Consider the following 24035-nt stretch of genomic DNA (forward strand, 5'->3'; position numbering starts at 1 on the left):
TTTTCATGAAATATTTCAATCGCATGGACAGCTTCGAGCAAGTAAGCCTCTTTAATCAGTCACGCCAAGGGAACGACAGCTAACCGCCGCCGCATCCATCCACGGGCTTTTAGAAGCGCCGCTGGTGACTGATGTGGAAAGCCAAGAAAACGGAATGCTCCCCCACATTGACGATTCTTCGATCTGGCCGCTTGCGGCTGGACTGGCGCAGGACGGGGACCGCCATTCCCGCCTGCGCCAGGGATTCTCAAGCCTTGATGCCGTAGTCGGCAAGATCCGCCTTCAGCTTTTCAGCACTCATAAAATGCACGGCCTGCCAGCCGGCCTCCTTCGCGCCTTCCACATTGGCAATCGTATCGTCGATAAAGATGCTGGTTTCTGGATCGAGCCCGAACGTATCCGCATGGAGAGTGTAGATTGCTACATCCGGCTTGATCAAACCGACATCGCCTGACACGGTCACGCCGCGCGATAGTGTCAGGAATGGATACATCTTCTGCGCCTCGCGAAACGTGTCTGACGCGAAATTCGTCAGCATCGTCACGTCATGGCCCCTGTCGATCAGGCCTTTGAGGATGGCGACGGAATCGTCATAGGAGTGGGACACCATCTCGTGCCAGTGCTTGCGAAAAGCGCGAATGTGGTATTCTCGATCAGGATGTCTGTCCAATAGCCACGCTTCGGCATCTTCCCATGTGCGACCGCGGTCCTGTTCTATATTCCAGTCATGGGTGCAGACGTTTTCGAAGAACCAGGCGCGTTCCGCATCGTCGGGGATCAGGCGGCTGTAGGGAATATGCGGATCGTAATGAATGAGAACCTTGCCGATATCGAAAACGATATGATTGATCTTTTTCATGAAATTGTCCTGTTACTTCAAATCGCCCGAGATTTGCGGCCTGATGCCGCAAATGCCAATGGAATAGCCTGTGAGATTGCCTTTTTCATCACCGTGGGCAGTGCCTGGGAATCAAGATTTGTGACCGGCTCCCACCATCCGTCATCGTGCCGAAGGTCACTTTCGACTTTGGCGCGATAGATCGATAGCCTGAGCTCGAAATGCGTGAAGACATGCACGATCGTGCCTGCCGCTTCCCAGTCGGCGTCAAAAGGCGCATGCGACGTCTCGGTGCCGCCATCCAGGCGGGCGGTCCAGGCTGTGGTCGGCACTTCCGTCATGCCACCGAGAAGACCACTTTCGACGCGCCGTCGCAGAAGGATCTCACCCCTGTCATTGACGGCAACGAAGGCCGCTCCAACGCGGACGGGTTTGTCCTTCTTCTTGGCCTTGACCGGAAAGCGCTCCGGCTCATCCTGCGCCAGGGCAAGACATCGGCCATTAAACGGACAGAGCGCGCAGGCGGGGCGCTTCGGCGTACAGATAGTGGCGCCGAGATCCATCATCGCTTGGGCAAAATCGCCGGGGCGGTCGCCAGGTGTAATCTCTGCAACTCTTGCTTTCATCAGTGGTTTTGAGGCGGGCAACGGCGAATCGATCAGGAACAGGCGTGAGATCACCCGCTCCACATTGCCATCCATCACCGCAGCCTTCCGGTTAAAGGCAATGGCAGCGACAGCCGCCGAGGTATAATCGCCAATCCCAGGAAGAGCCTTCAAACCGTCCTCGGTATCGGGAAACCTGCCGCCATGCTGAAAGGCGACCGCTTCGGCGCATTTCTTCAGGTTTCGCGCACGCGCATAGTAGCCAAGCCCCGCCCAGGCGGCCATGACGTCCTCTGTCGGCGCTGCTGCAAGATCGTCAACGGTCGGCCATGCGGCAAGAAACTTTGTGAAGTAAGGCTTCACGGCTTGCACGGTCGTTTGCTGCAGCATCACTTCGGAAAGCCACACATGGTAGGGATCGGCCCGCAACCCCTTGGCCCCCATCGACGGCGAGGTTCTCCACGGCAGGTCGCGGTGGTGGCGGTCATACCATGCCAGCAGCAGCTGAGCATAAGCCGGCCCTTCGATTTTATGCAGCATACGTAAAGTCTGTTCCGATTTGGCTGAGGGCGTTTCCAATCGAGACGGAAACGTCCTATACTTGGTCCATACGCTTCGCCCGATCAAGCCACGAGTATAGAGTTGTGACTATGCGACCACCCCGTAAAGGTGTCCTTCAGATTGCCGAAGTGGCAAATGGTATCATCGATCCCGTTCTGGCAAAGCGTGCAGGAATAAGCACCGCGCTGCTTGGTTCATGGGATGAGATTGCCGGCACTGATTTCGCCGATTGCACCCGCCCTGAGAAGATCACCTGGCCACGCCGCGACGAGGGGCCGGATCGCGGCGGTTATCAGCCGGGCGTTTTGACCATTGCGTGCGAAGGCGCGCGCGCTCTTTTCCTGACCCACGCGCAGGGCGAGTTGATTGCCCGCATCAACGGTTTCTTCGGCTTTCCTGCCGTACGTCAAATCCGGATCGTGCAAAAGCCGGTTTCGGCGGCATCGACGCGCCGCCGCAAGCCGCAGCCTTTGCGGGGTGAGGCAGCAAAGAAGCTGGACGACATGATGCAGGGCATAGAAAGCGAGGCGCTGCGCAAGGCGGTGGAGCGCCTCGGCACCGCGGTCATGCAAAAGCGACCGAAGGGCAGGACACTCTGAAGCAGGCTATGTTGTCGAACAGTCCTTGACTGGTCACAATTCTTTGACAAGAACAACACCACTCGCCGCTTGTTGGAAACGATGTGTGGCTATATCGCAATCATAGACATTTGCGTCTTTCACAAACAGGTGCTTCCATGCATGTCCCAGAACTGAACCTCACCCGCCGCGGTCTTCTCGGCACTGTCGCCATGGCCTCTGTCGCAGCTGCACTGCCGGTTGTTGCTGGCAATGCCTTTGCACAGGATCTGCCGGAATCTTCCGGTAACGTCGACATGGCTGAGGTCCTGAAGCCCGGTGCCCTGCCGGATCGTGCGTTGGGGGACAAGAACGCTCCTGTGAAGATCGTCGAATACATGTCGATGACCTGCCCGCACTGCGCACACTTCCACAACACGACATTCGAAGAGATCAAGAAGAAGTACATCGATACCGGCAAAGTCTATTTCGTCATTCGCGAATTCCCCTTCGATCCACGCGCCGCCGCCGCCTTCATGCTGGCTCGTTGTGCGCCGGAACAGCAGTATTTCCCCTTCATCTCCATGCTGTTCAAGCAGCAGCAGAATTGGGCCGCTGCCCAGGATGCGCGCGGAGCTCTATTGCAAATGTCGAAAATGGCCGGTTTTTCACAGGAGAGCTTCGAGGCCTGCTTGACGAACCAGCAACTTCTGAATGATGTGAACGCAACGATGCAGCGCGGCGCAACGGAATTCGGCGTCAATTCCACGCCGACCTTCATCATCAACGGCAAGAAGTATTCTGGAGACATGTCGGTTGAATCCATGTCGGCCCTTATCGACAGCCTTCTGTAATCGAAGCTACCGCATTTTGACGGGCGCCGGATATGTCCGTGCGCCCGTTTTCGTGTCTCGGGCGCGACGGGGCGAGGCCGCGGCATGAAGTTCAACAAGCTGCGCCTCCTGGGTTTCAAGTCCTTTGTCGAGCCCTCTGAATTCATAATCGAGCCTGGCCTGACGGGTGTTGTCGGTCCGAATGGCTGCGGCAAGTCCAATCTTGTCGAAGCGCTTCGCTGGGTGATGGGCGAAAACTCCTACAAGAACATGCGCGCCTCCGGCATGGATGACGTGATCTTTTCCGGATCAGGCAACCGTCCTGCTCGCAATACCGCAGAAGTCGGTCTTTATCTCGACAATTCCGACCGTACGGCTCCTGCCGCCTTCAACGATGCCGACGAGATCCAGGTCACGCGCCGTATCGAGCGCGAGAACGGGTCTGTCTATCGCATCAATGGTAAGGAAGCCCGTGCCAAGGATGTTCAGCTTCTCTTTGCCGACGCCTCTACCGGGGCGCGGTCGCCCTCCATGGTGGGGCAAGGCCGAATCGGCGAGTTGATCAACGCCAAGCCGCAGGCACGCCGTCAGTTGCTGGAGGAGGCGGCAGGTATTTCCGGCCTGCATTCGCGTCGCCACGAGGCGGAGTTGCGTCTGCGCGCTGCCGAAACCAATCTGGAGCGGTTGGAGGATGTGACCGCACAGCTGGAAAGTCAGATCGAAAGCCTGAAACGCCAGGCCCGCCAGGCCAACCGCTTCAAGTTGCTATCTGCCGATATCCGTGCGCGTGAAGCCACACTGCTGCACATCCGCTGGGTGGATGCCGCTGAGGCCGAGCGCGAAGCGGACACCGCCCTGAACCTTGCCACCAATCTGGTGGCTGAAAAGGCGCAGCGGCAAATGGAAGCCGCAAAAGAGCAGGGCGTGGCCACCTTCAAGCTGCCCGAACTGCGAGAGAACGAGGCGAAGGTTGCCGCCGCGCTGCAGCGACTGCAAATCGCCCGCACGCAGCTGGACGATGAAGCAAACCGCTTGCTTCGCCGCCGCGATGAACTGGCACGCCGCCTGTCGCAGCTTGGCGAGGATATTCAGCGCGAAGAGCGGCTTGTTTCGGACAATGCCGACATTCTCGCCCGCCTCGATACGGAGGAAGCAGAGCTTCTCGACATTCTTGCCGATTCTGGGCGCTACGCCGAAGAAACACGCGAGGCTTTCGAGGAGGCCGCTGCCAAGCTTTCAGAAAGTGAACGGGTCTTTGCGGCATTGACCGCAGAGCGAGCCGAGACCGCCGCGTCTCGCGCCCAGCTTGAGCGCTCCATTCGCGATCTTGCCGACCGCAAAATGCGTCTGGAACGGCAGTCTGCAGAGGCAACCTCCGAGATCGACACGATCGATGACAAGTTGTCGCAATTGCCTGATCCCGCCGAAAGACGTGAGAGCGTCGAGGCAGCGGAAATGGTGGCAGAAGATGCGCTGAGCTCCGTTGTACAGGCGGAAACTGCGGTTGCTGAAGCGCGCTCTGCCGAATCCTTTGCGCGCGGGCCGGTGGATAGTGCCCGCAATCGCCTCAATGCGCTGGAAACCGAAGCCCGCACCATCTCTAAAATGTTGGCAGCCGGTGCCGCCTCCGGCTCTTATACTCCTGTGGCGGAAGAACTGAAGGTCGATCGTGGCTTCGAGGCGGCTCTTGGCGCTGCCCTTGGCGACGATCTTGAAAGCCCGCTCGATCCGGCAGCACCCGCTTACTGGACGGCGAACGGTGACGGTGCGAATGATCCAGTCCTGCCCCAAGGCGTCCTGTCACTCCTTTCCCACGTGTCAGGACCTCACGCACTGATGCGCAGCCTACGCCAGATCGGCATTGTGGCGAGTGTGAAGGAGGGGCAGGAGTTGATGCCGCAGCTTAAGGCCGGTCAGCGTCTGGTGACGAAAGAGGGTGCTCTCTTCCGGTGGGATGGGCATGTGGCGAGCGCCGATGCGCCGGGAAGTGCGGCTCTCAGGCTGGCACAGAAAAATCGTCTCGCGGAAATCGAAAACGAAATCGATGAAGCCCGTTTTGCACTGGAAGAGGCGGAGGAACGGCTGTCTGTTTCGACGGATGCGATCCGCATGGCGGAAACTGGCCTGACCGAAGCGCGTGAGCGCAGCCGCCTCGCCGCCAGACAATTGACCGAGGCACGGGATGCGCTCTCCATGGCAGAGCGTGCGTCCGGCGACCTTCTACGCCGTCGCGATGTCGTTTCCGAGGCGTTGAACCAGATCGGCGGTCAGATCGAGGAGATCGCCGTTCAGGAGGAAAATGCACGAATAGAACTTGAGAACAGCGCCGATCTTCCGGATATCGATCAGCGGCTGCGAGATAGCCAGCTGGAGGTTGCCACCGATCGCAGCCTTCTGGCGGAAGCACGTGCGCGCCATGAGGGATTGAACCGGGAGGCGGAAACCCGTCAGCGCCGTGTCACTGCCATCGCTCAGGAACGCGCCACCTGGGCTGCCCGTGCCGCAAGCGCCGCAGACCACATTGCCACACTCAGGGAGCGCGAGGAGGAAGCGCGCGACGAACTCGTGGAGCTCGATATTGCACCTGAAGAGTTTGACGAGAAGCGTCGTAACCTCTTGACTGAACTCCAGAAGATGGAAGAGGCGCGCCGCGCCGCCGCGGACCGCCTGGCCGAAGCGGAAAATCTCCAGCGCGACGCCGACCGTGCGGCGGCAACCGCACTCTCCGAACTGGCGGAAGCGCGTGAAAAGCGCGGCCGCGCCGAGGAGCGGCTGGTCTCTGCCCGTGAGAAGCGTCAGGAGAGTGAGAGCCGCATTCGCGAGACTTTGAATGTGGAGCCGCAAATGGCGCTGCGTCTCACTGGATTGGCTCAAGGGGTGCCGTTGCCCGAAGTTCGCGATGTGGAGCGCGATCTCGACCGGCTGAAGATCGAGCGTGAGCGTCTCGGCGCCGTCAATCTGCGCGCCGATGAGGAGCAGGCGGAACTTTCGGCAAAGCTCGCCGCTCTCATCAAGGAGCGGGACGACATAATCGACGCCGTCAGAAAGCTGCGCGCAGGTATTCAAAGTCTCAACCGCGAAGGTCGTGAGCGTCTGGTCGCCGCATTCGATGTGGTCAATACCCAGTTCCAGCGGCTCTTCACCCATCTTTTCGGCGGCGGCACAGCGGAACTGCAACTGATCGAGTCCGACGATCCGCTGGAAGCCGGTCTTGAAATCCTGGCGCGTCCACCGGGCAAGAAGCCGCAGACGATGACGCTACTGTCCGGCGGCGAGCAGGCGCTGACCGCCATGGCCCTGATCTTCGCTGTCTTCCTCACAAACCCCGCACCCATCTGCGTGCTGGACGAGGTGGATGCACCGCTCGATGACCACAATGTGGAGCGTTACTGTAACCTGATGGATGAAATGGCCGCATCCACAGAAACCCGTTTCGTCATCATCACCCACAACCCCATCACCATGGCCCGCATGGATCGCCTCTTCGGCGTCACCATGGCGGAGCAGGGCGTGTCGCAACTCGTGTCGGTCGATCTGCAGATGGCGGAGAGGCTGGCGGAAGCGGTCTGAAGCCCTGGCTCCCGCTACCAGAGATTTTATCCCTCCGTCGCCGGATATCGACCATTGAACGCCGCAATTATGCTGCACTGCACTGTCATCTTGTGCTCTCTGGCGTTCCCAACAGTGTGACAATGCTATAATGGGTTGAAAAACAAGAACGCTTCTGGGTGGAGAGCGTATAATGAAGAAGTGGGTTTACACCTTTGGCAATGGTGCTGCCGAAGGCCGTGCTGGCGATGTGGCCATATTGGGAGGCAAGGGCGCGCACCTTGCCGAAATGGCGAGCCTCGGCCTGCCTGTTCCGCCCGGCTTTACCATTATCAGCGAAGCCTGTGGGCGCTACCATCAGGGCGGACGCCAGCTACTCAACGATTTGAAGTTGCAGGTCTTGAGTGGCCTCGCCGGCATGGAAGCGATGACGGGCCGCAAGTTCGGCGCAGGGCCACGCCCCCTCTTGCTCTCCATTCGCTCCGGCGCACGTGCGTCTATGCCTGGCATGATGGACACAGTGCTCAACCTCGGCCTCAATGACGAGACCGTTCAGGCTCTGTGTAAAGATTCGGGCGATGCACGCTTCGCCTGGGATAGCTACCGGCGTTTCATCCAGATGTATGCAGACGTCGTCATGGGTCTCGATCATGAAGTCTTCGAGGAAATACTCGAGGACGAAAAAGGTCGCCTTGGCTATGAATATGATACGGAGCTCTCAGCCGACGAGTGGCAGCATGTGGTGTCGCGCTACAAGCAACTGCTCGAAGACGAGCTCGACGAGCCGTTTCCGCAAGATACCGAAGTTCAGCTCTGGGGCGCCATCGGCGCTGTCTTCGCAAGCTGGATGAATACCCGCGCTGTCACCTACCGCCATCTTCATAGCATTCCCGGTGATTGGGGGACTGCGGTTAACGTGCAGGCCATGGTCTTCGGCAATCTCGGCTCGACTTCGGCCACCGGCGTTGCCTTTACGCGTAATCCATCGACCGGGGAAAAGGAGCTCTATGGTGAGTTTCTCGTCAATGCTCAAGGTGAGGACGTGGTGGCGGGCATCCGCACGCCGCAATCCATCACCGAAGCGGCACGCATAGCATCCGGCTCCGAAAAGCCGTCGATGGAAAAGCTGATGCCCGAAGCCTTCCAGGAGTTTATCGGGATTTGCGGGCGTCTGGAAACTCACTACCGCGACATGCAGGACATGGAGTTCACTATCGAGCGCGGACAGCTCTGGATGCTCCAGACTCGTTGCGGCAAGCGCACCACGCGCGCGGCGATGAAGATTGCAGTCGACATGGTCGAGGAGGGCCTGATCACGGCCGATGAAGCGGTGTGCCGGATAGAGCCGTCGTCCCTCGATCAATTACTGCACCCCACGATCGATTCCTCCGTTGAAAGACCCATTATCGGTTCTGGCCTTCCCGCCTCGCCAGGGGCTGCCTCCGGCGAGATCGTCTTCAACGCTGAAGAAGCTGTCGCAGCCAAGGCTGAGGGGCGACGCGTCATTCTGGTGCGGATGGAAACCAGCCCGGAAGACATTCACGGCATGCACGCGGCCGAGGGCATACTGACTACGCGCGGCGGCATGACGAGCCATGCGGCTGTGGTGGCACGTGGAATGGGTATACCCTGCGTGACGGGCGCAGGCTCGATGCGTGTGGATTTGCGCAATGGCGTGCTGGTCGGTATCGGCTGCATGCTGCGCAAGGGCGATGTCATCACCATTGACGGGTCGTCGGGCCGGGTGTTGAGAGGCGAGGTGCCTATGACGCAGCCGGAGCTTTCCGGCGATTTCGGCAAGCTGATGGAATGGGCCGATGGCGCGCGGCGTATGACGGTTCGCACCAATGCAGATACGCCAGCCGATGCGCGTGCTGCCCGGGCCTTCGGTGCCGAGGGGATCGGCCTTTGCCGTACAGAACATATGTTCTTCGAAGGCGAGCGTATTCACGTCATGCGCGAAATGATCCTTGCCGAGGACGAGGCGGGCAGGCGCGCAGCGCTTGATCAGTTGCTGCCCATGCAGCGGGAGGATTTCACCGAACTCTTCTCCATCATGCATGGCATGCCGGTGACGATACGTCTGCTCGATCCGCCGCTGCACGAATTTCTTCCAAAGACCGATGGCGAGATCGTCGAAGTGGCGGCAGCCATGGGCATGCCGCAGACGTTATTTCGCCAGAGACTGGATGCGCTGCACGAATTCAACCCCATGCTCGGCCATCGCGGCTGCCGTTTGGCAATCTCCTATCCCGAAATCGCCGAGATGCAGGCCCGCGCCATATTCGAGGCTGCGGTGGAAGCGGCGCGGCGAACGGGTGCGCCCATCGTTCCCGAGATCATGGTGCCGCTCGTCGGTCTTCGCTCGGAACTGGATTATGTTCGCGGCGTCATCGACCGCGTGGCCGCTGAAGTCGCAACAGAAAGCGGCATGGCCCTGGAATATCTGACGGGAACGATGATCGAACTTCCCCGTGCAGCACTTCGCGCCCATGTCATCGCAGAGGCTGCCGAATTCTTCTCCTTCGGCACGAATGACCTGACGCAGACGACCTTCGGCATCTCGCGCGACGATGCTGCCCGCTTCATCAACACCTATCAGCGCAAGGGCATCATTGAGCGAGACCCCTTCGTATCGCTGGATTTCGACGGGGTAGGGGAGCTGATCCGCATTGCTGCGGAGCGAGGCAGGCAGACACGCTCTGAGCTCAAGCTTGGCATTTGCGGGGAGCATGGCGGCGACCCGACCTCTATCGATTTCTGCGAAAATGTGGGGCTGGATTACGTATCCTGCTCGCCATTCCGCGTGCCTATTGCACGCCTGGCCGCCGCTCAGGCGACACTGTCGCAGGCGCAACAGCGGCAAGCCGCACCTGCTAGGAAGATCGCCTCGCTGTAAGGTTAGCGGTTTTCGACGATGACGCGCCGCTCGACAACAACGGGTGACCAGAACATGTCGCGGTTGACTTGCGCCTGCCAAGCCCTGTTGTCAGCCCGACGGTCAAGATCGAGATCGAGAAGGCAGCGTGCCATCTGATCGGTATTCGGACGGAAGCCGTAACCGCGGCATGTGGCCTCATCGCGCGCCCGGCGCTCTTCCGGTGTCAGCGTTTGGCAGGCACTAAGCGCCAGCAAGGCGGCGAGGGAACCGAGAACGATCGAAACACGCATGGTCATACCCCTTTGGAGCTTCAGGCGCCATTGCATTCATTGACGCAAAACAATACCGGCGAGACATCTTATGTTATCCTGATACGCCCAATTGGTGATGTGTAAAAGACCCGCTCTCTGGAAAGGTTGCGGTAGGGTGGAATGCAAAATCGGTGCAGCGTTCCAATTCTTTCGAAAACACTTTATGAAGACCCCGTATCAGTGATTCAGACGGTCATACCCGCCTGAAGCGCTTTCTCTGGCAATGCATGTGTTCACGGGTGCTGCTTTATGACAGTGCGTTTCGTTAGGCCCGTTTCTCATGCGGCGTACCTTTCCCGCTATCTCGGCTTTGCAGCGCTGCTTCTCTTCGTTATTGCCGCGCCATTACACCGTTTCGGGCCGTTGACCACACCGGATTTCGTGGCGCTCACTCTGATTTCGGCAGGGATTGCCGCGATTGCGCTCGTGCTCGCACTCATCGGTCTCCAGCGGCTCTGGTCGGTTGGCGCCAAGGGTGGCCTGTGGTGCCTCTATGCGCTACTGCTTTCTGCCGTTCCACTTGCGGTCGTCGGTTACGCTGCGTTTCTCTATTGGCAGAACCCGAAAATTTATGACGTGACGACGGATACGACCGATATTCCAAGCTGGCTTTCCGTTCCTACCGCCAACCAGCAATGGCTGCCGCGCTCGGCGGCGGTTTCACCAGTGGAACGGAGCGCGCAGTTGGAAGCCTATCCCGGCTTTCTCGGCCACCGCTACGAGGGCGCGATCGACCGCGTCTATGCGGCCGCCAGAAAGGTCGCCAAAGCGCAGCATATCCGTATCCTGCATACCGATGGCTTGATTGGCGCGCTTCCGGATGCGCAGCCCGGCGCACCGAAACAGGACGTTCAGGAGGGCGCGGCCGATACGCCGGTGGAAGATCTACCATCTGTCATACCTGTGCCGCTGGCGCGTCCGGCGGAAGCGCCAGCGCCCACATTTTTTAACGGCAGCGGGACGGTGTTGATGCAGGGCGATACGCGCACGCTGATTCTTGGAACGCGCTTCGATGTGTTGATCCGTCTGCGTGAAGATACCGAAACGACACTGGTGGACGTGCGGGTTGCTTCACGCTTTGGCCCGCATGATCTCGGCATGGCCAAGAAGATCGCCGACAGTTATCTTGATGCTCTCGATGCGCAAATGCAGGGACTGAACGACAACTGAGACCTATGACAGGAAACGCTCCCGCTCTTCCGAGGTGGGCATCCGGCAGGTCTGTCGTCGTCCGGCAATTTTCATTCGGTTTCGGGCAACCACGCGGTAGATGCCATCGCGGATGAAGCGTGGCAGGAACCGCAATTTGGCTGCCAACCCAATCAAGCCGCCGAGCAACTCGAACACCTTCAGAACGCTGTCCGAATAGGAATAGGCAATGCCTCTGTCGATCAGCAGGCTGGTCTCGTAATCCTTCGTTTCGAAGCCGTAGTGACGCATAAGGGCGGTGCCGAGCTCAGATTGAGCCGGTGTAAAACGGAAAAGGCGATCTTTGTCATATCGAAGAACAAGATCGACGTCACGCGAACAGAATCCGCACTCACCGTCGAATATGATCAACGGCTTGTCATCGGGAAAATTCGGCACGGAAGGATCGTCGCGATAGCTATAGGCACTGGTCATACGTGACATTCCTATCTTGGCAGATAAATTCCGGTAAGCGAAGGCGGACCATCCGTCTGAACCAGGCCTTTTGCGATGAGATCCTCGATATGGGCGAGGACGGACAGGGCAGCGGCGCCATGCAGGCGCGGATCGGTGCTGCGGTAAATGACTTTGACCATCTCCAAGATCGTCCGGTCGCCAGCCTTTATTCTCGCCAACACGGCCTTTTCCCGCATGCGCCGATGGGTTCGAAGCCCGCGCATGAAAGCTGTCGGATCATTCACCGGTCCGCCATGGCCGGGCAAAAACACGCGGTCCTTGCGCTCGAGCAGTTTATCGAGCGAGGCCATATAGTCGCTCATTGCGCCGTCCGGGGGCGCCACGATGGTGGTCGCCCAGGCCATGACGTGGTCTGCGGAAAAGACGATGCCGTCACGATCCAGCGCGAAGGCCGAATGGTTTGCCGTGTGGCCAGGCGTATGCAGCGCGGTCAAGGACCAGCCTTCGCCTGTGACGGTCTCATTGTCGCCAAGCACCAGATCCGGCATAAAATCGCTATCGGCGCTCTCGGCGAAAGGATTGCGCTCTCCCATATGCAGTGGACGCGCTGCGCGATGCGGCCCTTCCGCGACCGTGATCGCGCCCGTGGCTTCCTTTAGCCGGTTAGCCAGCGGCGAATGGTCTCGGTGCGTGTGGCTGACAAAGATATGCGTCACCTCGCGACCATCCAGCGCACGCATCAGCGCCCGAAAATGATCCTCATCTTCGGGACCCGGATCGATCACCGCCACCGAGCGATTACCGACGATGTAGCTATTGGTGCCGTGAAAGGTGAAAGCCGATGGGTTGTTGACCGTAAGGCGCTGGACGTTGTCCGCAACGCTCACCGCAGTGCCATAGGCGGGTTGAAACTCGAGATCGAAAGCCGGGTCTGCCATGATGCAAAAGCTCTTCACAATCCATGAAGTGCTGCACAAACTCTGTCAGTTAAGTGCCGCGCTTCAAGCTGCTGTTTTCAGCAGGTGCTGACGCAAAGCCGCGAAGGGCGTTTCGCATGCCATGCTTTGGTCTTCGGAACTAACATGAAGAAGTCGCTGCACCCACAAGAAATCTGGTCCGCTCGAAACTTAATGATTGCCGCTGCCTCCATGCTTTGCTAATCAGGCGCCGTTCAGGCAGTGGCGTTTCGCCCACCTGCTTCGTTGGGGCGTCGCCAAGCGGTAAGGCACCGGTTTTTGGTACCGGCATTCCCAGGTTCGAATCCTGGCGCCCCAGCCATCTTTTAACTACCCATCCCAACGACCGTACTGCGCCAGACGATTGCTGTTTGCGTTTTTCGGCTTCCAAAGGAAAAGCCGCGCATCCGGGGATGCACGGCCATCGAAAAGCGAGGTGCTTGCTGTGGTTAAAGCGCCATGTCCGGCGTCTTCTTAATCTGCGCATCCGCCGGAGCAGATGAACTCAGCGCGCTCACATCGATGCGCGGTGGTGTTGGCAGTTGCAGGTGTTCTGCGGTGTAATCCCACTCCTGCTGAACTTTCTCCGGGTCACTATTGAGCTTGGTGCCATAGCTTGGAACGATCTCGCGCAGCTTCGCCTGCCATTCCGGCGTGGCAACCTTGTCCTTGAACACTTTTTCCAGCACGCCGAGCATGATCGGCGCGGCGGTGGAGGCCCCAGGCGAAGCGCCGAGAAGGCCTGCAATGCTGCCATCCTTGGCGGCAACCACTTCTGTGCCGAGCTTGAGAACGCCGCCCTTTTCCGAATCGCGCTTGATGATCTGAACACGCTGGCCCGCCTGCCACAGGCGCCACTCATCCGCCTTGGCCTTGGGGAAGTATTCGCGCAGGGCCGCGATGCGATCTTCGTCGGATAGCATCAACTGGCCTGCCAGATATTCGACCAGAGGATATTCCTCGACGCCGACCTGCATCATCGGCCAGATGTTGCTCATGGTGGTGGAGGTCAGAAGGTCGAAATAGGAGCCTTCCTTGAGGAACTTGGTGGAGAAGGTTGCAAACGGTCCGAAGAGAACGATGCGTTTTCCGCCGATGACCCGGGTATCGAGATGCGGAACGGACATGGGTGGAGAGCCGACCGACGCTTTGCCATAGGCCTTGGCCAGATGCAGCATGCTGACATCCGGGTTTTCGTTCACCAGGAACGAGCCGCCCACGGGGAAGCCGCCATAATCTTCCGCTTCCGGAATGCCAGACATCTGCAGAAGGTGAAGCGCGCCGCCACCTGCACCGATGAAGACGAACTTCGCATCGATCGTGTGTTCGGAACCGCTGGTAGAATTGGTGTAGCTGACGCGCCAGGATCCATCGGCATTGCGCTCGATCGCATCGACTTCGCTCGAGACCTGGAGATCGAAGTTCGACGTGCTTTTCAGGTGAGATACGAACTGGCGTGTAATCTCGCCGAACTCCATATCGGTCCCGAGCGGTGACCAGGTTGCGCCAATCTTTTGGGAAGGATCGCGCCCTTCCATCATCAACGGCACCCACTTTTTGATCTGCTCTGGATCGGTCGAATATTGCATGCCGGCAAAGAGCGGGCTTGCCTTTAGCGCCTCGTAGCGCTTCTCCAGATAGGCAACGTTCTCATCGCCCCAAACGAAGCTCATGTGCGGCGTGTGGTTGATGAAGGAGCGCGGGTTCTTCAAAACGCCGTTACGCACCTGCCATGCCCAGAACTGACGGGAAATCTGAAAGGATTCGTTGATCTCGACCGCCTTGGAAATGTCGATGCCGCCATTGGCAGTTTCGGGCGTATAGTTCAATTCGGCAAGAGCGGAGTGGCCGGTACCGGCATTGTTCCAGCCATTGGAGCTTTCCAGAGCAACGGCGTCCAGGCGCTCGAGCATCTGGATGGACCAGTTCGGCTCCAGTTCGCGCAGCCAGATGCCGAGCGTGGCACTCATGATGCCGCCGCCGATCAGCAGCACATCGACTTTTTTGTCGGCAGATTGAGCCAGCGCCGGAACCCCAGGCAGAGCAGCAGCAGCAAGTCCAGCCAGAGCGCTGCCGAGGACTTGACGGCGGTTCATGGTGAGAGTGCCTTGAGAAATGTCGCTTGGCAGGTTGTTGCCCTTATTGTTTTTGATCATATCGCTAACCGATTTTTTGAGAATTGTGAGATTTTGTGCGCCGCAATAGATCATCGGGAAACGGGCGACAACTCACGCGCCAACCTCGTTTCATGCGGGAACGCGCAATTCGGCATAGTTTCAAAGCAGCGTTGGGAGTGACGCACCGCCCGCGGCATCAAAAAATTCTATAAGTGTATTCAAAGTGATAAGTAACGCGCAAATCAATGTCTGGCGTGAATCCGTGTCTCAGCTATGTCAAAATTCAAACGTTTTAGATCAAGGAATGTGTTTTTTGCATGGCTGACATGCGGTGTTCAGAAAAGATGCCTATGCCATGACAACACCGTAAAAAAGCCTGCCCGATAGATCGGACAGGCCTTGTAGTAAGACTGCGAGTTGCAGACCTTATTCGCCAGCAAGGAACTCAGCGCAGTAGCTCGGGCCATTCACGCCAGGGCGATCGGAAACGGTGCGGATCGAGCTGATCTTGTAAGCCGAATCGACGGTCAACTGAACGGTGCAGGACAGGGAAGCACTGCGGGCCGGGGAAATTTGACGGCCACGCTTGCCGTCTTTCTCGTCATACTTCGCAGGAATCTTCGCCTTCTTGTAGCCGCCACGCCATGTATAGGTGGTGGTGCTGCCGTTGCTGACGTCGCTCAAAGGCGGACCGAACTTGGCGAAGAAAATGCCAGCAGACTGACCGGCCCAACGGGTTTCGACCGGGCTCTTCGTGGCGATTGAAGGTGTGGTGGTGCAAGCAGACAGGGTAAGGGAGATACCCGCGAGCAGTGCGATGCGAAAACGCATGATAAACGTCCTTTTTTGCCGGGCCGGCGTCGTCGCCGGGAATGCGTTCCCGTAACAGATTTCGCCAGAAGGGGCAGCGGCAACTGGGGCTTCGTTTAAAATTTCCTGCCACAATTGCTTTTTTGTAACGATTTCAGCGCGCGTATATCCTCGTTACGATGCAACTCGTCCTGTCACAAAAAATTCGTAACCGCCGCTTGTCGAGAACTGGATGCTGGTCTATAGAAACGCCGCTGGTCACGGAGTGTAGCGCAGTCTGGTAGCGCACGTCGTTCGGGACGACGGGGTCGGAGGTTCGAATCCTCTCACTCCGACCAGCTTGACAGTGTCCGATCTGAACACTCCCCAAATCAACGAAGACTTTTATCAGAATGCCTCTAAAACTTATCGTGTCTTGGACGCATTTATCGTCGTTGCACGTCAATATCCAGTCGTCTGGGGCCTAGCGCTTTTGCGGCTTGCCTAGCCATTGCATCTCCACCGGTGAAATGACGAAGATGCTGCCGTGATCGTCATCCGACCAGATGAGATAGTATCTCTGTTGGCCCGATGATGGCAGGACGCCGATGTGAGGTTCTTTGAGGAAGTGTCCGTCGGAGCCCATGCTTCGGGCCATATCGATCGCATCCCAGTAGAGGCTTTCGAAATCGTGGATAGCTGTCAGGCGGTGAGCACGTTCTTGCCGCTCTTCAGCGCGGTAGAAGTTTTCGGAGAGCATCTTGCGGTAGGCGCTGCAGCTTGTCAGCAGCGTCCAGTCGACGAGACCGCTCTCGAGGCAATAACCAATCAGGTCTTGTCTCATGGGATTACCGCATCGCTAGATAGATCGTCGGCGCGACGACGAGGCCGATGGCGAGCGAAGCGATCACCGCCATCACGAAGATCTCCGCTAAGGCATGGACGGTCAGCGCTAGAATGCTCTTGTGATCGGGCGGTATTTTTCCGCCGGAAATCATGGTCACTGCCGTGCTCCTCTCAGCTCCTCGGCGAGGGAGAAGAGGTCGGCTAACTCCAGTCGCGAGACTTCCGCGACGGATATGTCGACTGGCTCAACGTCGGCACTTTCGACTTTAACGAAGTGCAAGGCGGCTTCACGATTGGTAAAGAGACCTCCGATAAGGCCCATACGGTCAGCGACGATCCAGCGACCGTTGCGACTTTGGCCGACAAGGAAACGACACGGCAAGGGTCGAGCTCTCTGCATGAGTGTTGCGTTGCGCAGCATTTGCGACATCTTCTTTCTGATGCTTTAAGTGGGCTTGCTGTTTGGGGTGGTCATTGAACCGATTGCATGATGAGCGAGACCGCAAGCAGCAGTCCTCCTGTCACGGCGATGAGCCGAAGAAACATCGTGCCTTCGGATGCGCGTCTTGCGCGAGGGCGACTGTGTTTTCGCGAAGCTTCGCTTTCCTTCTTCTGCCGTTCTTCACGAAGCCGGTAATACATTCCAAGCGGTAGGGTCATGTTGTCCTCACAGGATCGATGAGTGTAATTTCGAGATCAGGGCTTCGGCCGAGATGGCAGGCTGCAAGCCGGCTCTTGCAACGCGCGCTTCCTGAACCAGTGAGCTGGCATAGCGCCGACGCCGCAGGACGCGAAGACCGCGCAGCGCGCGTTCGATCGATCTGGCAGCCTCGGGATTGACCCGCGTCAATGGCAACCGCACCGCGTTATCGATCCCGCGAAGACAGGAAACGGCATATTTCAGTGAGGCTACATCGCCACCATTTTCCAAAGCATTGGCGAGTTCGATGATCCGTTTCATCTGGGCGCCGAAACCAGTGGCGTCGCCTTCCTGACGCAACTGATGCATACGCGCGGTCAGATCGGGTATCACATTCGCCATTGGCGAAATGCAGCAGGCGCGCTGTTGGTGCGTGAGGGGGGACCTCGTTTCTCCTCCGGTCATATGGAGGGGCCGTCCAAATATGGCTTGGTACGGAGACTGCGCCGTGCGCGCATCCGACGTATCCTCCAGAATGCCGACGATGTTCGGGATCTGCAGGAGCGTTTCGATCGTCTCATCCTTCAGCGCAACGCCTGCATGCTGCGAGTCGTTGTCAAGAATGATTGGGATACGGGTCGCGTGGGCGATCTGCTCGAAGTGGTGAATGATGCCTTTCTGCGTTGGCCGGTTGTAATAGGGCTGTACCACGAGTGCGAAATCTGCACCCAACTCATGCGCTTTTTCGGTCTGGCGTATTGTCGTTTCCGTCGAATAGGTGCCGGTCTGCACGATGATGACCGCGCGGCCTCTATTGAGTTGCACGGCGCGGCTTATCAGCGCGCGCCCTTCGCTGGCCGATAGCGTAGGGCCTTCGCCTGTCAGGCTATGCAGAAGAAGGCCCGCTATGCCTTGTTCCACCTGCCATTTGACGAGGTGGTCGAAGGCAAGATAATCGATTTCGCCTGCCCGAAAAGGAGTGATGAGAGGCGTGATGACGCCGTTCAGAAGTGGTGTGCTCACGATATTGCGCCTTGTTTGGAAGGAATGCGGGGGCGGGTGGTCGCGCTGGATAGCTTCAACAGGGTGAGAAAGATTGCCCCCTCTAGCGTCTGATGCAGTGCCCTGACCGGCTTCGACAGCGGCCTTGCCGCCGCGGCGCAAACCCAGCCATCGCAGACCCGTTGAAACGAGCAAAGCTCTGCGGGCGGGGTCAGGTCCTGCGCCAGAAGAAGGAGGGCCTCAAAGATTGCGCCGGCTTCCAGTAGGGCGCTAAAGCGCTTGCTGGATGGGTGATGCCGGCTTGAGAGGGGACTTTCGCTCAGTTTGACATAAGACCAGACATGCTCCTCCCGAACTTTTCCGCCAAGAAGAATGCGATCATTCAGATCGAACAGTGAGAGTTCGCCGCGTGCCATGAAATTCGCTACTGTTGAACAGACCTTGATTTAGGGCTGATCGATGTAGGATTTCGATTGCGAATTGGGCATTAGCCAATAAGGAAAAGATAAGGGCGGCAGCTCCCACGCAGCGTGGTCGTTTTTGATCGTAGCCTCAAATATCGCCGCACCAGCAAGGGGCTGCCGCGATTGTAGATCAGCGAAAATGCATAAAAAACCGGACCATAAGTTTCGCAAAAACCGGCCGCGCTATGGCTGTTTCGATGATCCGTCTTCGGGCTTTGCGAATTTCCCCGGCAGTTTAGGCGTTAAAGCCGTGTTCCTGCCCAAAGGCATACGCAGCAGCTTATCCCTGCGATACAGGTGACGAGAGTTCACCTGAGCGAATTTCAATCCTGTTCCAGATTTCCATCGAACGCACTTGATGCGCGCTGCCATCTCAGGCTTCTTTTGGTCTGACGCACGGCAAGCTTCGAGACATGGGACGGCTGATCTTCGTCTCAGCGCTTGTCGCTGAGGCTCTGTGAAATGCCGAAGAGCCAAAGCATCTCGCTGGCATTCAATCGTGCGGTTGCGGGCCGGGGAAGGACCACGCTTCTGTTTTTCGCTCTTTCGGCAAAAAGGAAATCCGCATAGCGCTTCTCGAGGGCGCGCTCGTAGTCGTCGACAAAAACATGCGTGTCGTCGTGAGCAACAAGTGCAGTCCAGATGATTGGCAGTGCTCTGCCTGGATTGTCCGGTCGCCATCCCATGGGCGCGTCAACAAGGATGACATCCCAACGGCGAGACTTGATATTGTCCGGCACAACGGCTTGACGCACGGTGAGAGCCGGGTCCTTCAGGGAAGCGTCCACCGTCGTCGGATAATCCATGTGGTCGATGTTCAGATCAGGATGCTTGCTTCTGACCTTGTCGATCCAGTCGGGAATATTTTCGAGAAAAAGCGTGTAGCCGCCATGGTTCAGATTGGCCCATAAGGGACTGTCATTACCAAGGCCGAAGACCAGCATGTTGCAATTGGGCCCACGGGATCGGATCGCAGCAGAAACAGCCTCGATCTGAACGGGGGACATCTGGGCGTCGGGATTGTAGTGCTCGCGCAGAACGCCATTGAGCAAACTCTCCTGCGCAGACAGATCCAAGTCGTCGTCAACGTCGTTCTGACTATCGAAGCGCAGCGCGCCGGCAAGGTTCTGGGTCACAATAATCTCTCAATCAAAAAGAGTGTCCGGCGTTCGTTTACTGACCGGCAACGACAAGCAGGCCGGAGCCGCCAATGGCGTTCACGCAGAAGCTCAGTCCGCTGCCGACAGCTTTCCATTGCGCTGCTATAGCCGCCTCGGCAGCCGCGTCTCCCGCCATCAGGCAGAAAGCAAAGCCGCGCGGCGAAAGATAGGGAGCAAGTGCGGCAAGCGATACCGCGGCGCTTTCGGACGGAACAGACTTGGAGAAGTCCACCACGACCATATCGAACTTCGGCTCTGCTTCGAGAACGCGAGCGTCCGGGAACATGCCCTTCCTGTCGCCGAACTCCACGGCCTGCGGCTGTGAAACGGCAATCGAAACATAGCCGCCGAAGCCGCAAAGCTTGAGACGGAGGTCAAGTTCTTGAGCCTCTTCCTCAGACGAGCAAAGGCACGTCAGCTGACGCCCCGTGTCGCGGACGAAGCAGGCCAGCGTGAGAGCCGAACGGGTGCTGCCGACGTGGAGGATGTCGGCATTGTCGGTGCGTGTCGACAGAATGCCACGAAGCGACCAGACCTGTTCCGGCGTCAACCGCAAAGGCCCGCAATAGGCCATCGCATTGATGATCGCAGGCATTTCAGCCACGACGAGATTACCCGTTATATCGCTCCATGTCTGAGGAGAGGATTTCGCAGTCATGGAAGCTGGCTCACTTTTGTTGTGCAGGGATTTCGGCTTGGCGACGGTGGAAGGCGTTCTGGGCGACTCAGTCTCCGGCGCGGGCCGCGTCAGCGGAAGCGGTGTCTTGTTGAACACCGCATGCGCTGATTTTTGCTGTATCGTCGAATTCAGACCCTGCGAGTTCGGATCGAGATTGTGGTGCGACAGCGGATTTGTCGCCGTGTAGAGATAGGCATTCGAGGCGAGGAACTGATACCTGCGGGTCTGGTCGAGAATCGGCAGAGCAATCGCGATATCGCAGGCTGCCTGCAGCCATTCCCCCTCGCTATCCTTGAAGTAGTCATCCGGCACATTGCCGAGGAGCTCGGCGCGGAAGCTGAAAAAGTGACTTGTCTTCCAGCCCTGTACGCGCGGGGGGCGGTTTGGGTCAAGCGGACCATTGCCGCCGACACGGCCATCATCCAGCGCGAAATTCGTCCAGACGACGTCCTTGCCGGCGTCATACAGTGCCTTCATGCCTTCCAGAACGCGCGGCTCTATCAGCTGATCGTCCGCATCCACCACACCGACGAAGGTCGCATTACCAACAACCGGGCGCAGATGCTCCGCAGCATTCCGTGCCTTTCCAAAGCGCGTTTCATTGACGACGAGAGTGTGTCGATCAGCAAAATGGCTCTCCAGAGATGCCCTGGCCGCCTCGCCGGTACCGTCATCCGAGGCATCGTCGATGAAGAGGATATGCACGTCCTTCAATGTCTGCTTCGCGACACTCTCGATCGCACGCGGCGCATAGAGCGCGCAATTACGCCCGGTCATGAAAATCAATGCTGCGGAAGATTGCATGAATGGCGAGCTTTCGGATGAATTTCTATTCCTCCCCACGTTAGCGGGCAAAGCTTTTACGAACCTTGTGATCGGCATTTCCGATGCTGTGGTGGCTCGGTAATTCGCTGCGCAAGGAACCTTCTGCGTCTGAAAGAAGTTCATCTCGGTATATAAGGAGAAATTAAAATGCTGAGAGGACTACTCTTATGGGCGCTTGGCGTCCCGTTCTTCGTCGTCGTTCTGCTGTGGATGTTTGTCTTTTAAGACATTCAGAACATAGGCGCGCACCCGTCCCGTTCGACGCTGGGGGCAAAATCTAAAAGCGAACGAAACGCATCTAAGACATATCAATGCGTTTCGAGGACTCAGACGAGTGAGAAATCGAAAAAAGGCGCCGGGACAGTCCGGCGCCTTTTTCCTTTATTCCATATCTTCCAATAGTCTTGAGGCGGATTTAGCGTTCGTTCTGCGGATTTCGATTTCATCACGCCGGGCGGAGAGCAATTCGCCTGCCAGTATCGCTTCCGCCAGGTCTGCCGGCAGAGAGAGGATAACGCGTTCGCCATCCGAAATTTTGCCCGTATCGCTGCGTTTGCCGAGAATCATCCCGCCCGCAACGGTGTTGTTCGTGTCGGGATCGATCAGAATGAAGGAGCCCGTCGAACGGTTATGTTCATACGGGTCGAAAATTGCAGTTTCGTCGAACGTCAGACGAACCTTGCCAATCGCGTTCATTGGCAGTGTCTCATCATGCGCCTGCCAGTGACCGTTTTTAAGGTCGAGCTGCGTAACGGGCTGAACGCTGACGCGCTGGCGGCGGCTGCCGCTTTTCAGCCAGTATCGCTTGTTTGGCTCGATGCCACCGGGCTGCAATGCCACGATCTGAGCATCGAAAGCGAGGCCCGTCTGCGGCTGCGCATCGATAGAAACGATCATATCGCCGCGCGATACATCGACCTGACGATCAAGAACCAGTGTGATGGCATCGCCAGCAACGGCGGCATTACGCACCAGATCGAAAGTAACGATCTGCTTGACGTTGGCGACCATGCCGGACGGTAGGATGACGACGGAATCGCCGGGCTTCACCGCGCCACCGGCAACTGTGCCCTGATAGCCCCGGAAACTTTCGCCCGGACGAGACACGCGCTGCACAGGCAGACGGAAGCCGCCAGTCTGTGTGGAGCGGACCGTGGCGAGCTCGAGTGTTTCCACAAGTGTTGGGCCGTCATACCAAGGCATCGAAGCCTTGCCGGAAAGCACGACATTCTCGCCCTTGAGTGCAGACATCGGAATGGCGACGATCTGCTTGATGCCAAGCGACAACGCAAACTCCTTGAAGTCATGCGCGATCAGTTCGAAACCGGCCTTGTCGTAGTTGGTGAGGTCGATTTTGTTGACGGCGAGCACGAACTGACGAATGCCCATCAGCGCGGCGATCGTGGCATGACGGCGCGTCTGTTCTAGAATGCCGGTTCGCGCGTCCACCAGAAGCACGGCGAGGTCGGCAGTCGAGGCGCCGGTCGCCATGTTGCGCGTATATTGCTCGTGACCGGGGGTATCGGCGACGATGAAGGCGCGCTTGTCGGTGGCGAAATAGCGATAAGCGACATCAATAGTGATGCCCTGTTCGCGCTCGGCCTGAAGGCCATCGAGCAGAAGCGCGAAATCGGGAAGGCCGAGATCATTCTGCTTGCCACTATCGCGCTTCAGTGTCGCCGCCTGATCTTCCTTCACAGCCTTTGTGTCCCAAAGCAGGCGACCGATCAGGGTCGATTTGCCGTCATCCACGCTGCCGCAGGTAATGAGGCGAAGCGGGCGGGTATCCTTGACGGTCTTTGCCGGCTCGACGAACGGCAAAATGGTGGCGGATTGCGCCGTGGAGATCTGTGTCATCAGAAGTAACCCTCGCGCTTTTTCTTTTCCATGGAGCCGGACTGATCGCGATCGATGGCGCGGCCCTGCCGTTCGGAGACCGTGGCAATTTCAAGCTCGGCAATAACCTCGTCCAGCGTCGTGGCTTCGGAGTGGATCGCGCCGGTTAGCGGGAAGCAGCCAAGCGTGCGGAAGCGGATCGAATCATATTTCACCTCTTCGCCTGGCTGCAGTTCCAGCCGCTCGTCTTCCGCAAGAATCATCATGCCGTCACGCTCGATATAGGGGCGTTCCTTGGCATAGTAGAGCGGAACGAGCGGGATGTTTTCTGCCTGGATGTAGCGCCAGATATCGACTTCCGTCCAGTTGGATAGAGGGAAGGCGCGAACGCTTTCTCCTTGACGCACCATGCCATTATAGATGTTCCAAAGTTCCGGGCGTTGGTTGCGCGGGTCCCATTTGTGATCGGGCGTGCGGAAGGAATAGATGCGTTCCTTGGCGCGGCTGGCCTCCTCGTCGCGACGCGCACCGCCAAAGGCGGCATCGAACTTGCCGGCATCGAGCGCCTGGCGCAGCGCTTCGGTCTTCATGATATCGGTGTAGAGCGCCGATCCATGGGTGAAAGGCGTCACGTTTTCCGCCGCTCCACGCGGGTTGGTATGCGAGATCAGATCGAGATCATATTCCTTGACGATATTGTCGCGGAACTCGATCATTTCCTTGAACTTCCATCCGGTGTTGACGTGCAGAAGCGGGAAGGGGATGCGGCCCGGGAAGAATGCCTTGCGCGCCAGGTGCAGAAGCACGGATGAATCCTTGCCGATGGAGTAGAGCATCACGGGACGCTCGAACTCGGCGGCAACTTCACGGAAAATGTGGATGGCTTCGTTTTCGAGGGCTTTCAAGTGGGGGTCGAGCGGCTGCTTGGGTGTGCTGACGCTGGTGCCTTCCGTTTCCGGAACTGCATTGGACATTTTAAAA

At 58.0% G+C, this 24035-nt stretch carries 22 protein-coding genes and 2 tRNA genes; 7 read left to right on the forward strand and 17 right to left on the reverse strand.

Annotation, left to right across the window (positions count from 1 at the left end):
- Positions 1 to 247: 247 nt before the first annotated feature.
- Both QZ869_RS07465 and mutY read right to left on the reverse strand, forming a co-directional pair.
- Positions 248 to 859, reverse strand: a complete 612-nt coding sequence (locus tag QZ869_RS07465; protein WP_296103717.1) for an HAD family phosphatase — start codon at positions 857 to 859, stop codon at positions 248 to 250.
- Positions 860 to 876: 17 nt separating this feature from the next.
- The gene (gene mutY / locus QZ869_RS07470) at positions 877 to 1983 is read right to left on the reverse strand and encodes an A/G-specific adenine glycosylase (protein ID WP_296103720.1); all 1107 of its coding nucleotides are present in this window, start codon (positions 1981 to 1983) and stop codon (positions 877 to 879) included.
- A gap of 110 nt (positions 1984 to 2093) precedes the next feature.
- Here mutY and QZ869_RS07475 point away from each other — a divergent pair, with 110 nt between their 5' ends.
- The 4 genes from QZ869_RS07475 (at position 2094) to ppdK (ending at position 9842) form a co-directional block, all read left to right on the forward strand.
- Positions 2094 to 2603, forward strand: a complete 510-nt coding sequence (locus QZ869_RS07475; RefSeq protein WP_296021210.1) for a DUF721 domain-containing protein — start codon at positions 2094 to 2096, stop codon at positions 2601 to 2603.
- A 137-nt stretch (positions 2604 to 2740) separates the two neighbouring features.
- Complete coding sequence (locus QZ869_RS07480; protein WP_296103722.1) at positions 2741 to 3415, forward strand: DsbA family protein; 675 nt, start codon at positions 2741 to 2743, stop codon at positions 3413 to 3415.
- A gap of 84 nt (positions 3416 to 3499) precedes the next feature.
- Positions 3500 to 6964, forward strand: a complete 3465-nt coding sequence (gene smc / locus QZ869_RS07485) for a chromosome segregation protein SMC (RefSeq protein ID WP_296103725.1) — start codon at positions 3500 to 3502, stop codon at positions 6962 to 6964.
- 172 nt (positions 6965 to 7136) lie between these two features.
- Complete coding sequence (gene ppdK, locus QZ869_RS07490) at positions 7137 to 9842, forward strand: pyruvate, phosphate dikinase (protein WP_296103730.1); 2706 nt, start codon at positions 7137 to 7139, stop codon at positions 9840 to 9842.
- A 2-nt stretch (positions 9843 to 9844) separates the two neighbouring features.
- Here the strand turns inward: ppdK and QZ869_RS07495 are convergent, their stop codons facing one another.
- Positions 9845 to 10114: a hypothetical protein gene (locus tag QZ869_RS07495; protein ID WP_296021201.1), complete on the reverse strand. Its 270-nt coding sequence runs from the start codon at positions 10112 to 10114 to the stop codon at positions 9845 to 9847.
- A 270-nt stretch (positions 10115 to 10384) separates the two neighbouring features.
- Here QZ869_RS07495 and QZ869_RS07500 point away from each other — a divergent pair, with 270 nt between their 5' ends.
- Entirely contained in the window at positions 10385 to 11305 is a 921-nt protein-coding gene (locus QZ869_RS07500; RefSeq protein ID WP_296103733.1) for a DUF1499 domain-containing protein, read from the forward strand.
- Positions 11306 to 11308: 3 nt separating this feature from the next.
- On the opposite strand, the gene QZ869_RS07505 is transcribed toward QZ869_RS07500, so the two are convergent.
- Together QZ869_RS07505 and QZ869_RS07510 are read right to left on the reverse strand one after the other, a co-directional pair.
- Positions 11309 to 11758: a thiol-disulfide oxidoreductase DCC family protein gene (locus QZ869_RS07505; RefSeq protein WP_296021196.1), complete on the reverse strand. Its 450-nt coding sequence runs from the start codon at positions 11756 to 11758 to the stop codon at positions 11309 to 11311.
- An 11-nt stretch (positions 11759 to 11769) separates the two neighbouring features.
- A complete protein-coding gene (locus tag QZ869_RS07510) occupies positions 11770 to 12678 on the reverse strand; it encodes an MBL fold metallo-hydrolase (protein WP_296103737.1) in 909 nt (302 codons plus the stop codon).
- Between the two features lie 265 nt (positions 12679 to 12943).
- Here QZ869_RS07510 and QZ869_RS07515 point away from each other — a divergent pair.
- Positions 12944 to 13018 (forward strand) — tRNA-Gln (locus QZ869_RS07515).
- Between the two features lie 127 nt (positions 13019 to 13145).
- Here QZ869_RS07515 and mqo read toward each other — a convergent pair.
- Both mqo and QZ869_RS07525 read right to left on the reverse strand, forming a co-directional pair.
- Entirely contained in the window at positions 13146 to 14852 is a 1707-nt protein-coding gene (gene mqo / locus QZ869_RS07520; protein ID WP_296103739.1) for a malate dehydrogenase (quinone), read from the reverse strand.
- Positions 14853 to 15239: 387 nt separating this feature from the next.
- Complete coding sequence (locus QZ869_RS07525) at positions 15240 to 15644, reverse strand: hypothetical protein (RefSeq protein ID WP_296037152.1); 405 nt, start codon at positions 15642 to 15644, stop codon at positions 15240 to 15242.
- Between the two features lie 240 nt (positions 15645 to 15884).
- On the opposite strand from QZ869_RS07525, the gene QZ869_RS07530 reads away from it, so the two are divergent.
- Positions 15885 to 15961, forward strand: a tRNA-Pro gene (locus QZ869_RS07530).
- A 125-nt stretch (positions 15962 to 16086) separates the two neighbouring features.
- Here the strand turns inward: QZ869_RS07530 and QZ869_RS07535 are convergent.
- The 10 genes from QZ869_RS07535 to cysD form a co-directional block, all read right to left on the reverse strand.
- Positions 16087 to 16446, reverse strand: coding sequence for a hypothetical protein (locus QZ869_RS07535; protein WP_296103741.1), 360 nt, complete (start codon positions 16444 to 16446; stop codon positions 16087 to 16089).
- A 4-nt stretch (positions 16447 to 16450) separates the two neighbouring features.
- On the reverse strand, positions 16451 to 16606 hold the full coding sequence (locus tag QZ869_RS07540; protein ID WP_296103743.1) for a hypothetical protein: 156 nt from the start codon (positions 16604 to 16606) through the stop codon (positions 16451 to 16453).
- Positions 16603 to 16869, reverse strand: a complete 267-nt coding sequence (locus tag QZ869_RS07545; protein WP_296103747.1) for a hypothetical protein — start codon at positions 16867 to 16869, stop codon at positions 16603 to 16605. Before QZ869_RS07545 ends, QZ869_RS07540 begins: the two co-directional genes overlap by 4 nt.
- 50 nt (positions 16870 to 16919) lie before the next feature.
- Positions 16920 to 17108, reverse strand: coding sequence for a hypothetical protein (locus tag QZ869_RS07550; RefSeq protein WP_296037147.1), 189 nt, complete (start codon positions 17106 to 17108; stop codon positions 16920 to 16922).
- Positions 17109 to 17115: 7 nt separating this feature from the next.
- Complete coding sequence (locus tag QZ869_RS07555; protein WP_296103751.1) at positions 17116 to 18111, reverse strand: dihydrodipicolinate synthase family protein; 996 nt, start codon at positions 18109 to 18111, stop codon at positions 17116 to 17118.
- On the reverse strand, positions 18108 to 18506 hold the full coding sequence (locus QZ869_RS07560; protein WP_296103754.1) for a hypothetical protein: 399 nt from the start codon (positions 18504 to 18506) through the stop codon (positions 18108 to 18110). Before QZ869_RS07560 ends, QZ869_RS07555 begins: the two co-directional genes overlap by 4 nt.
- A gap of 482 nt (positions 18507 to 18988) precedes the next feature.
- Positions 18989 to 19690, reverse strand: coding sequence for a hypothetical protein (locus QZ869_RS07565; RefSeq protein WP_296103757.1), 702 nt, complete (start codon positions 19688 to 19690; stop codon positions 18989 to 18991).
- A gap of 37 nt (positions 19691 to 19727) precedes the next feature.
- Positions 19728 to 21170: a glycosyltransferase family 2 protein gene (locus tag QZ869_RS07570; RefSeq protein WP_296103761.1), complete on the reverse strand. Its 1443-nt coding sequence runs from the start codon at positions 21168 to 21170 to the stop codon at positions 19728 to 19730.
- Positions 21171 to 21599: 429 nt separating this feature from the next.
- Positions 21600 to 23075 carry a sulfate adenylyltransferase subunit CysN gene (gene cysN, locus QZ869_RS07575; RefSeq protein WP_296084381.1) on the reverse strand — a complete coding sequence of 492 codons (1476 nt, stop codon included), beginning with the start codon at positions 23073 to 23075 and terminating at the stop codon, positions 21600 to 21602.
- Positions 23075 to 24028 (reverse strand): sulfate adenylyltransferase subunit CysD, encoded by a 954-nt coding sequence (gene cysD / locus QZ869_RS07580; protein WP_062425850.1) that lies wholly within the window; start codon positions 24026 to 24028, stop codon positions 23075 to 23077. Before cysD ends, cysN begins: the two co-directional genes overlap by 1 nt.
- Positions 24029 to 24035: the final 7 nt, after the last annotated feature.

This window comes from uncultured Agrobacterium sp. (assembly GCF_913777885.1).
Classification (GTDB): Bacteria; Pseudomonadota; Alphaproteobacteria; order Rhizobiales; family Rhizobiaceae; genus Agrobacterium.

Excerpts from the sequence above, each read along its gene's own strand:
- QZ869_RS07465 (WP_296103717.1), bottom strand. The coding sequence starts at position 859 with ATGAAAAAGATCAATCATATCGTTTTCGATATCGGCAAGGTTCTCATT.
- mutY (WP_296103720.1), bottom strand. The coding sequence starts at position 1,983 with ATGCTGCATAAAATCGAAGGGCCGGCTTATGCTCAGCTGCTGCTGGCA.
- QZ869_RS07475 (WP_296021210.1), top strand. The coding sequence starts at position 2,094 with ATGCGACCACCCCGTAAAGGTGTCCTTCAGATTGCCGAAGTGGCAAAT.
- QZ869_RS07480 (WP_296103722.1), top strand. The coding sequence starts at position 2,741 with ATGCATGTCCCAGAACTGAACCTCACCCGCCGCGGTCTTCTCGGCACT.
- smc (WP_296103725.1), top strand. The coding sequence starts at position 3,500 with ATGAAGTTCAACAAGCTGCGCCTCCTGGGTTTCAAGTCCTTTGTCGAG.
- ppdK (WP_296103730.1), top strand. The coding sequence starts at position 7,137 with ATGAAGAAGTGGGTTTACACCTTTGGCAATGGTGCTGCCGAAGGCCGT.
- QZ869_RS07495 (WP_296021201.1), bottom strand. The coding sequence starts at position 10,114 with ATGCGTGTTTCGATCGTTCTCGGTTCCCTCGCCGCCTTGCTGGCGCTT.
- QZ869_RS07500 (WP_296103733.1), top strand. The coding sequence starts at position 10,385 with ATGACAGTGCGTTTCGTTAGGCCCGTTTCTCATGCGGCGTACCTTTCC.
- QZ869_RS07505 (WP_296021196.1), bottom strand. The coding sequence starts at position 11,758 with ATGACCAGTGCCTATAGCTATCGCGACGATCCTTCCGTGCCGAATTTT.
- QZ869_RS07510 (WP_296103737.1), bottom strand. The coding sequence starts at position 12,678 with ATGGCAGACCCGGCTTTCGATCTCGAGTTTCAACCCGCCTATGGCACT.
- mqo (WP_296103739.1), bottom strand. The coding sequence starts at position 14,852 with ATGATCAAAAACAATAAGGGCAACAACCTGCCAAGCGACATTTCTCAA.
- QZ869_RS07525 (WP_296037152.1), bottom strand. The coding sequence starts at position 15,644 with ATGCGTTTTCGCATCGCACTGCTCGCGGGTATCTCCCTTACCCTGTCT.
- QZ869_RS07535 (WP_296103741.1), bottom strand. The coding sequence starts at position 16,446 with ATGAGACAAGACCTGATTGGTTATTGCCTCGAGAGCGGTCTCGTCGAC.
- QZ869_RS07545 (WP_296103747.1), bottom strand. The coding sequence starts at position 16,869 with ATGCTGCGCAACGCAACACTCATGCAGAGAGCTCGACCCTTGCCGTGT.
- QZ869_RS07550 (WP_296037147.1), bottom strand. The coding sequence starts at position 17,108 with ATGACCCTACCGCTTGGAATGTATTACCGGCTTCGTGAAGAACGGCAG.
- QZ869_RS07560 (WP_296103754.1), bottom strand. The coding sequence starts at position 18,506 with ATGGCACGCGGCGAACTCTCACTGTTCGATCTGAATGATCGCATTCTT.
- QZ869_RS07570 (WP_296103761.1), bottom strand. The coding sequence starts at position 21,170 with ATGACCGGGCGTAATTGCGCGCTCTATGCGCCGCGTGCGATCGAGAGT.
- cysN (WP_296084381.1), bottom strand. The coding sequence starts at position 23,075 with ATGACACAGATCTCCACGGCGCAATCCGCCACCATTTTGCCGTTCGTC.
- cysD (WP_062425850.1), bottom strand. The coding sequence starts at position 24,028 with ATGTCCAATGCAGTTCCGGAAACGGAAGGCACCAGCGTCAGCACACCC.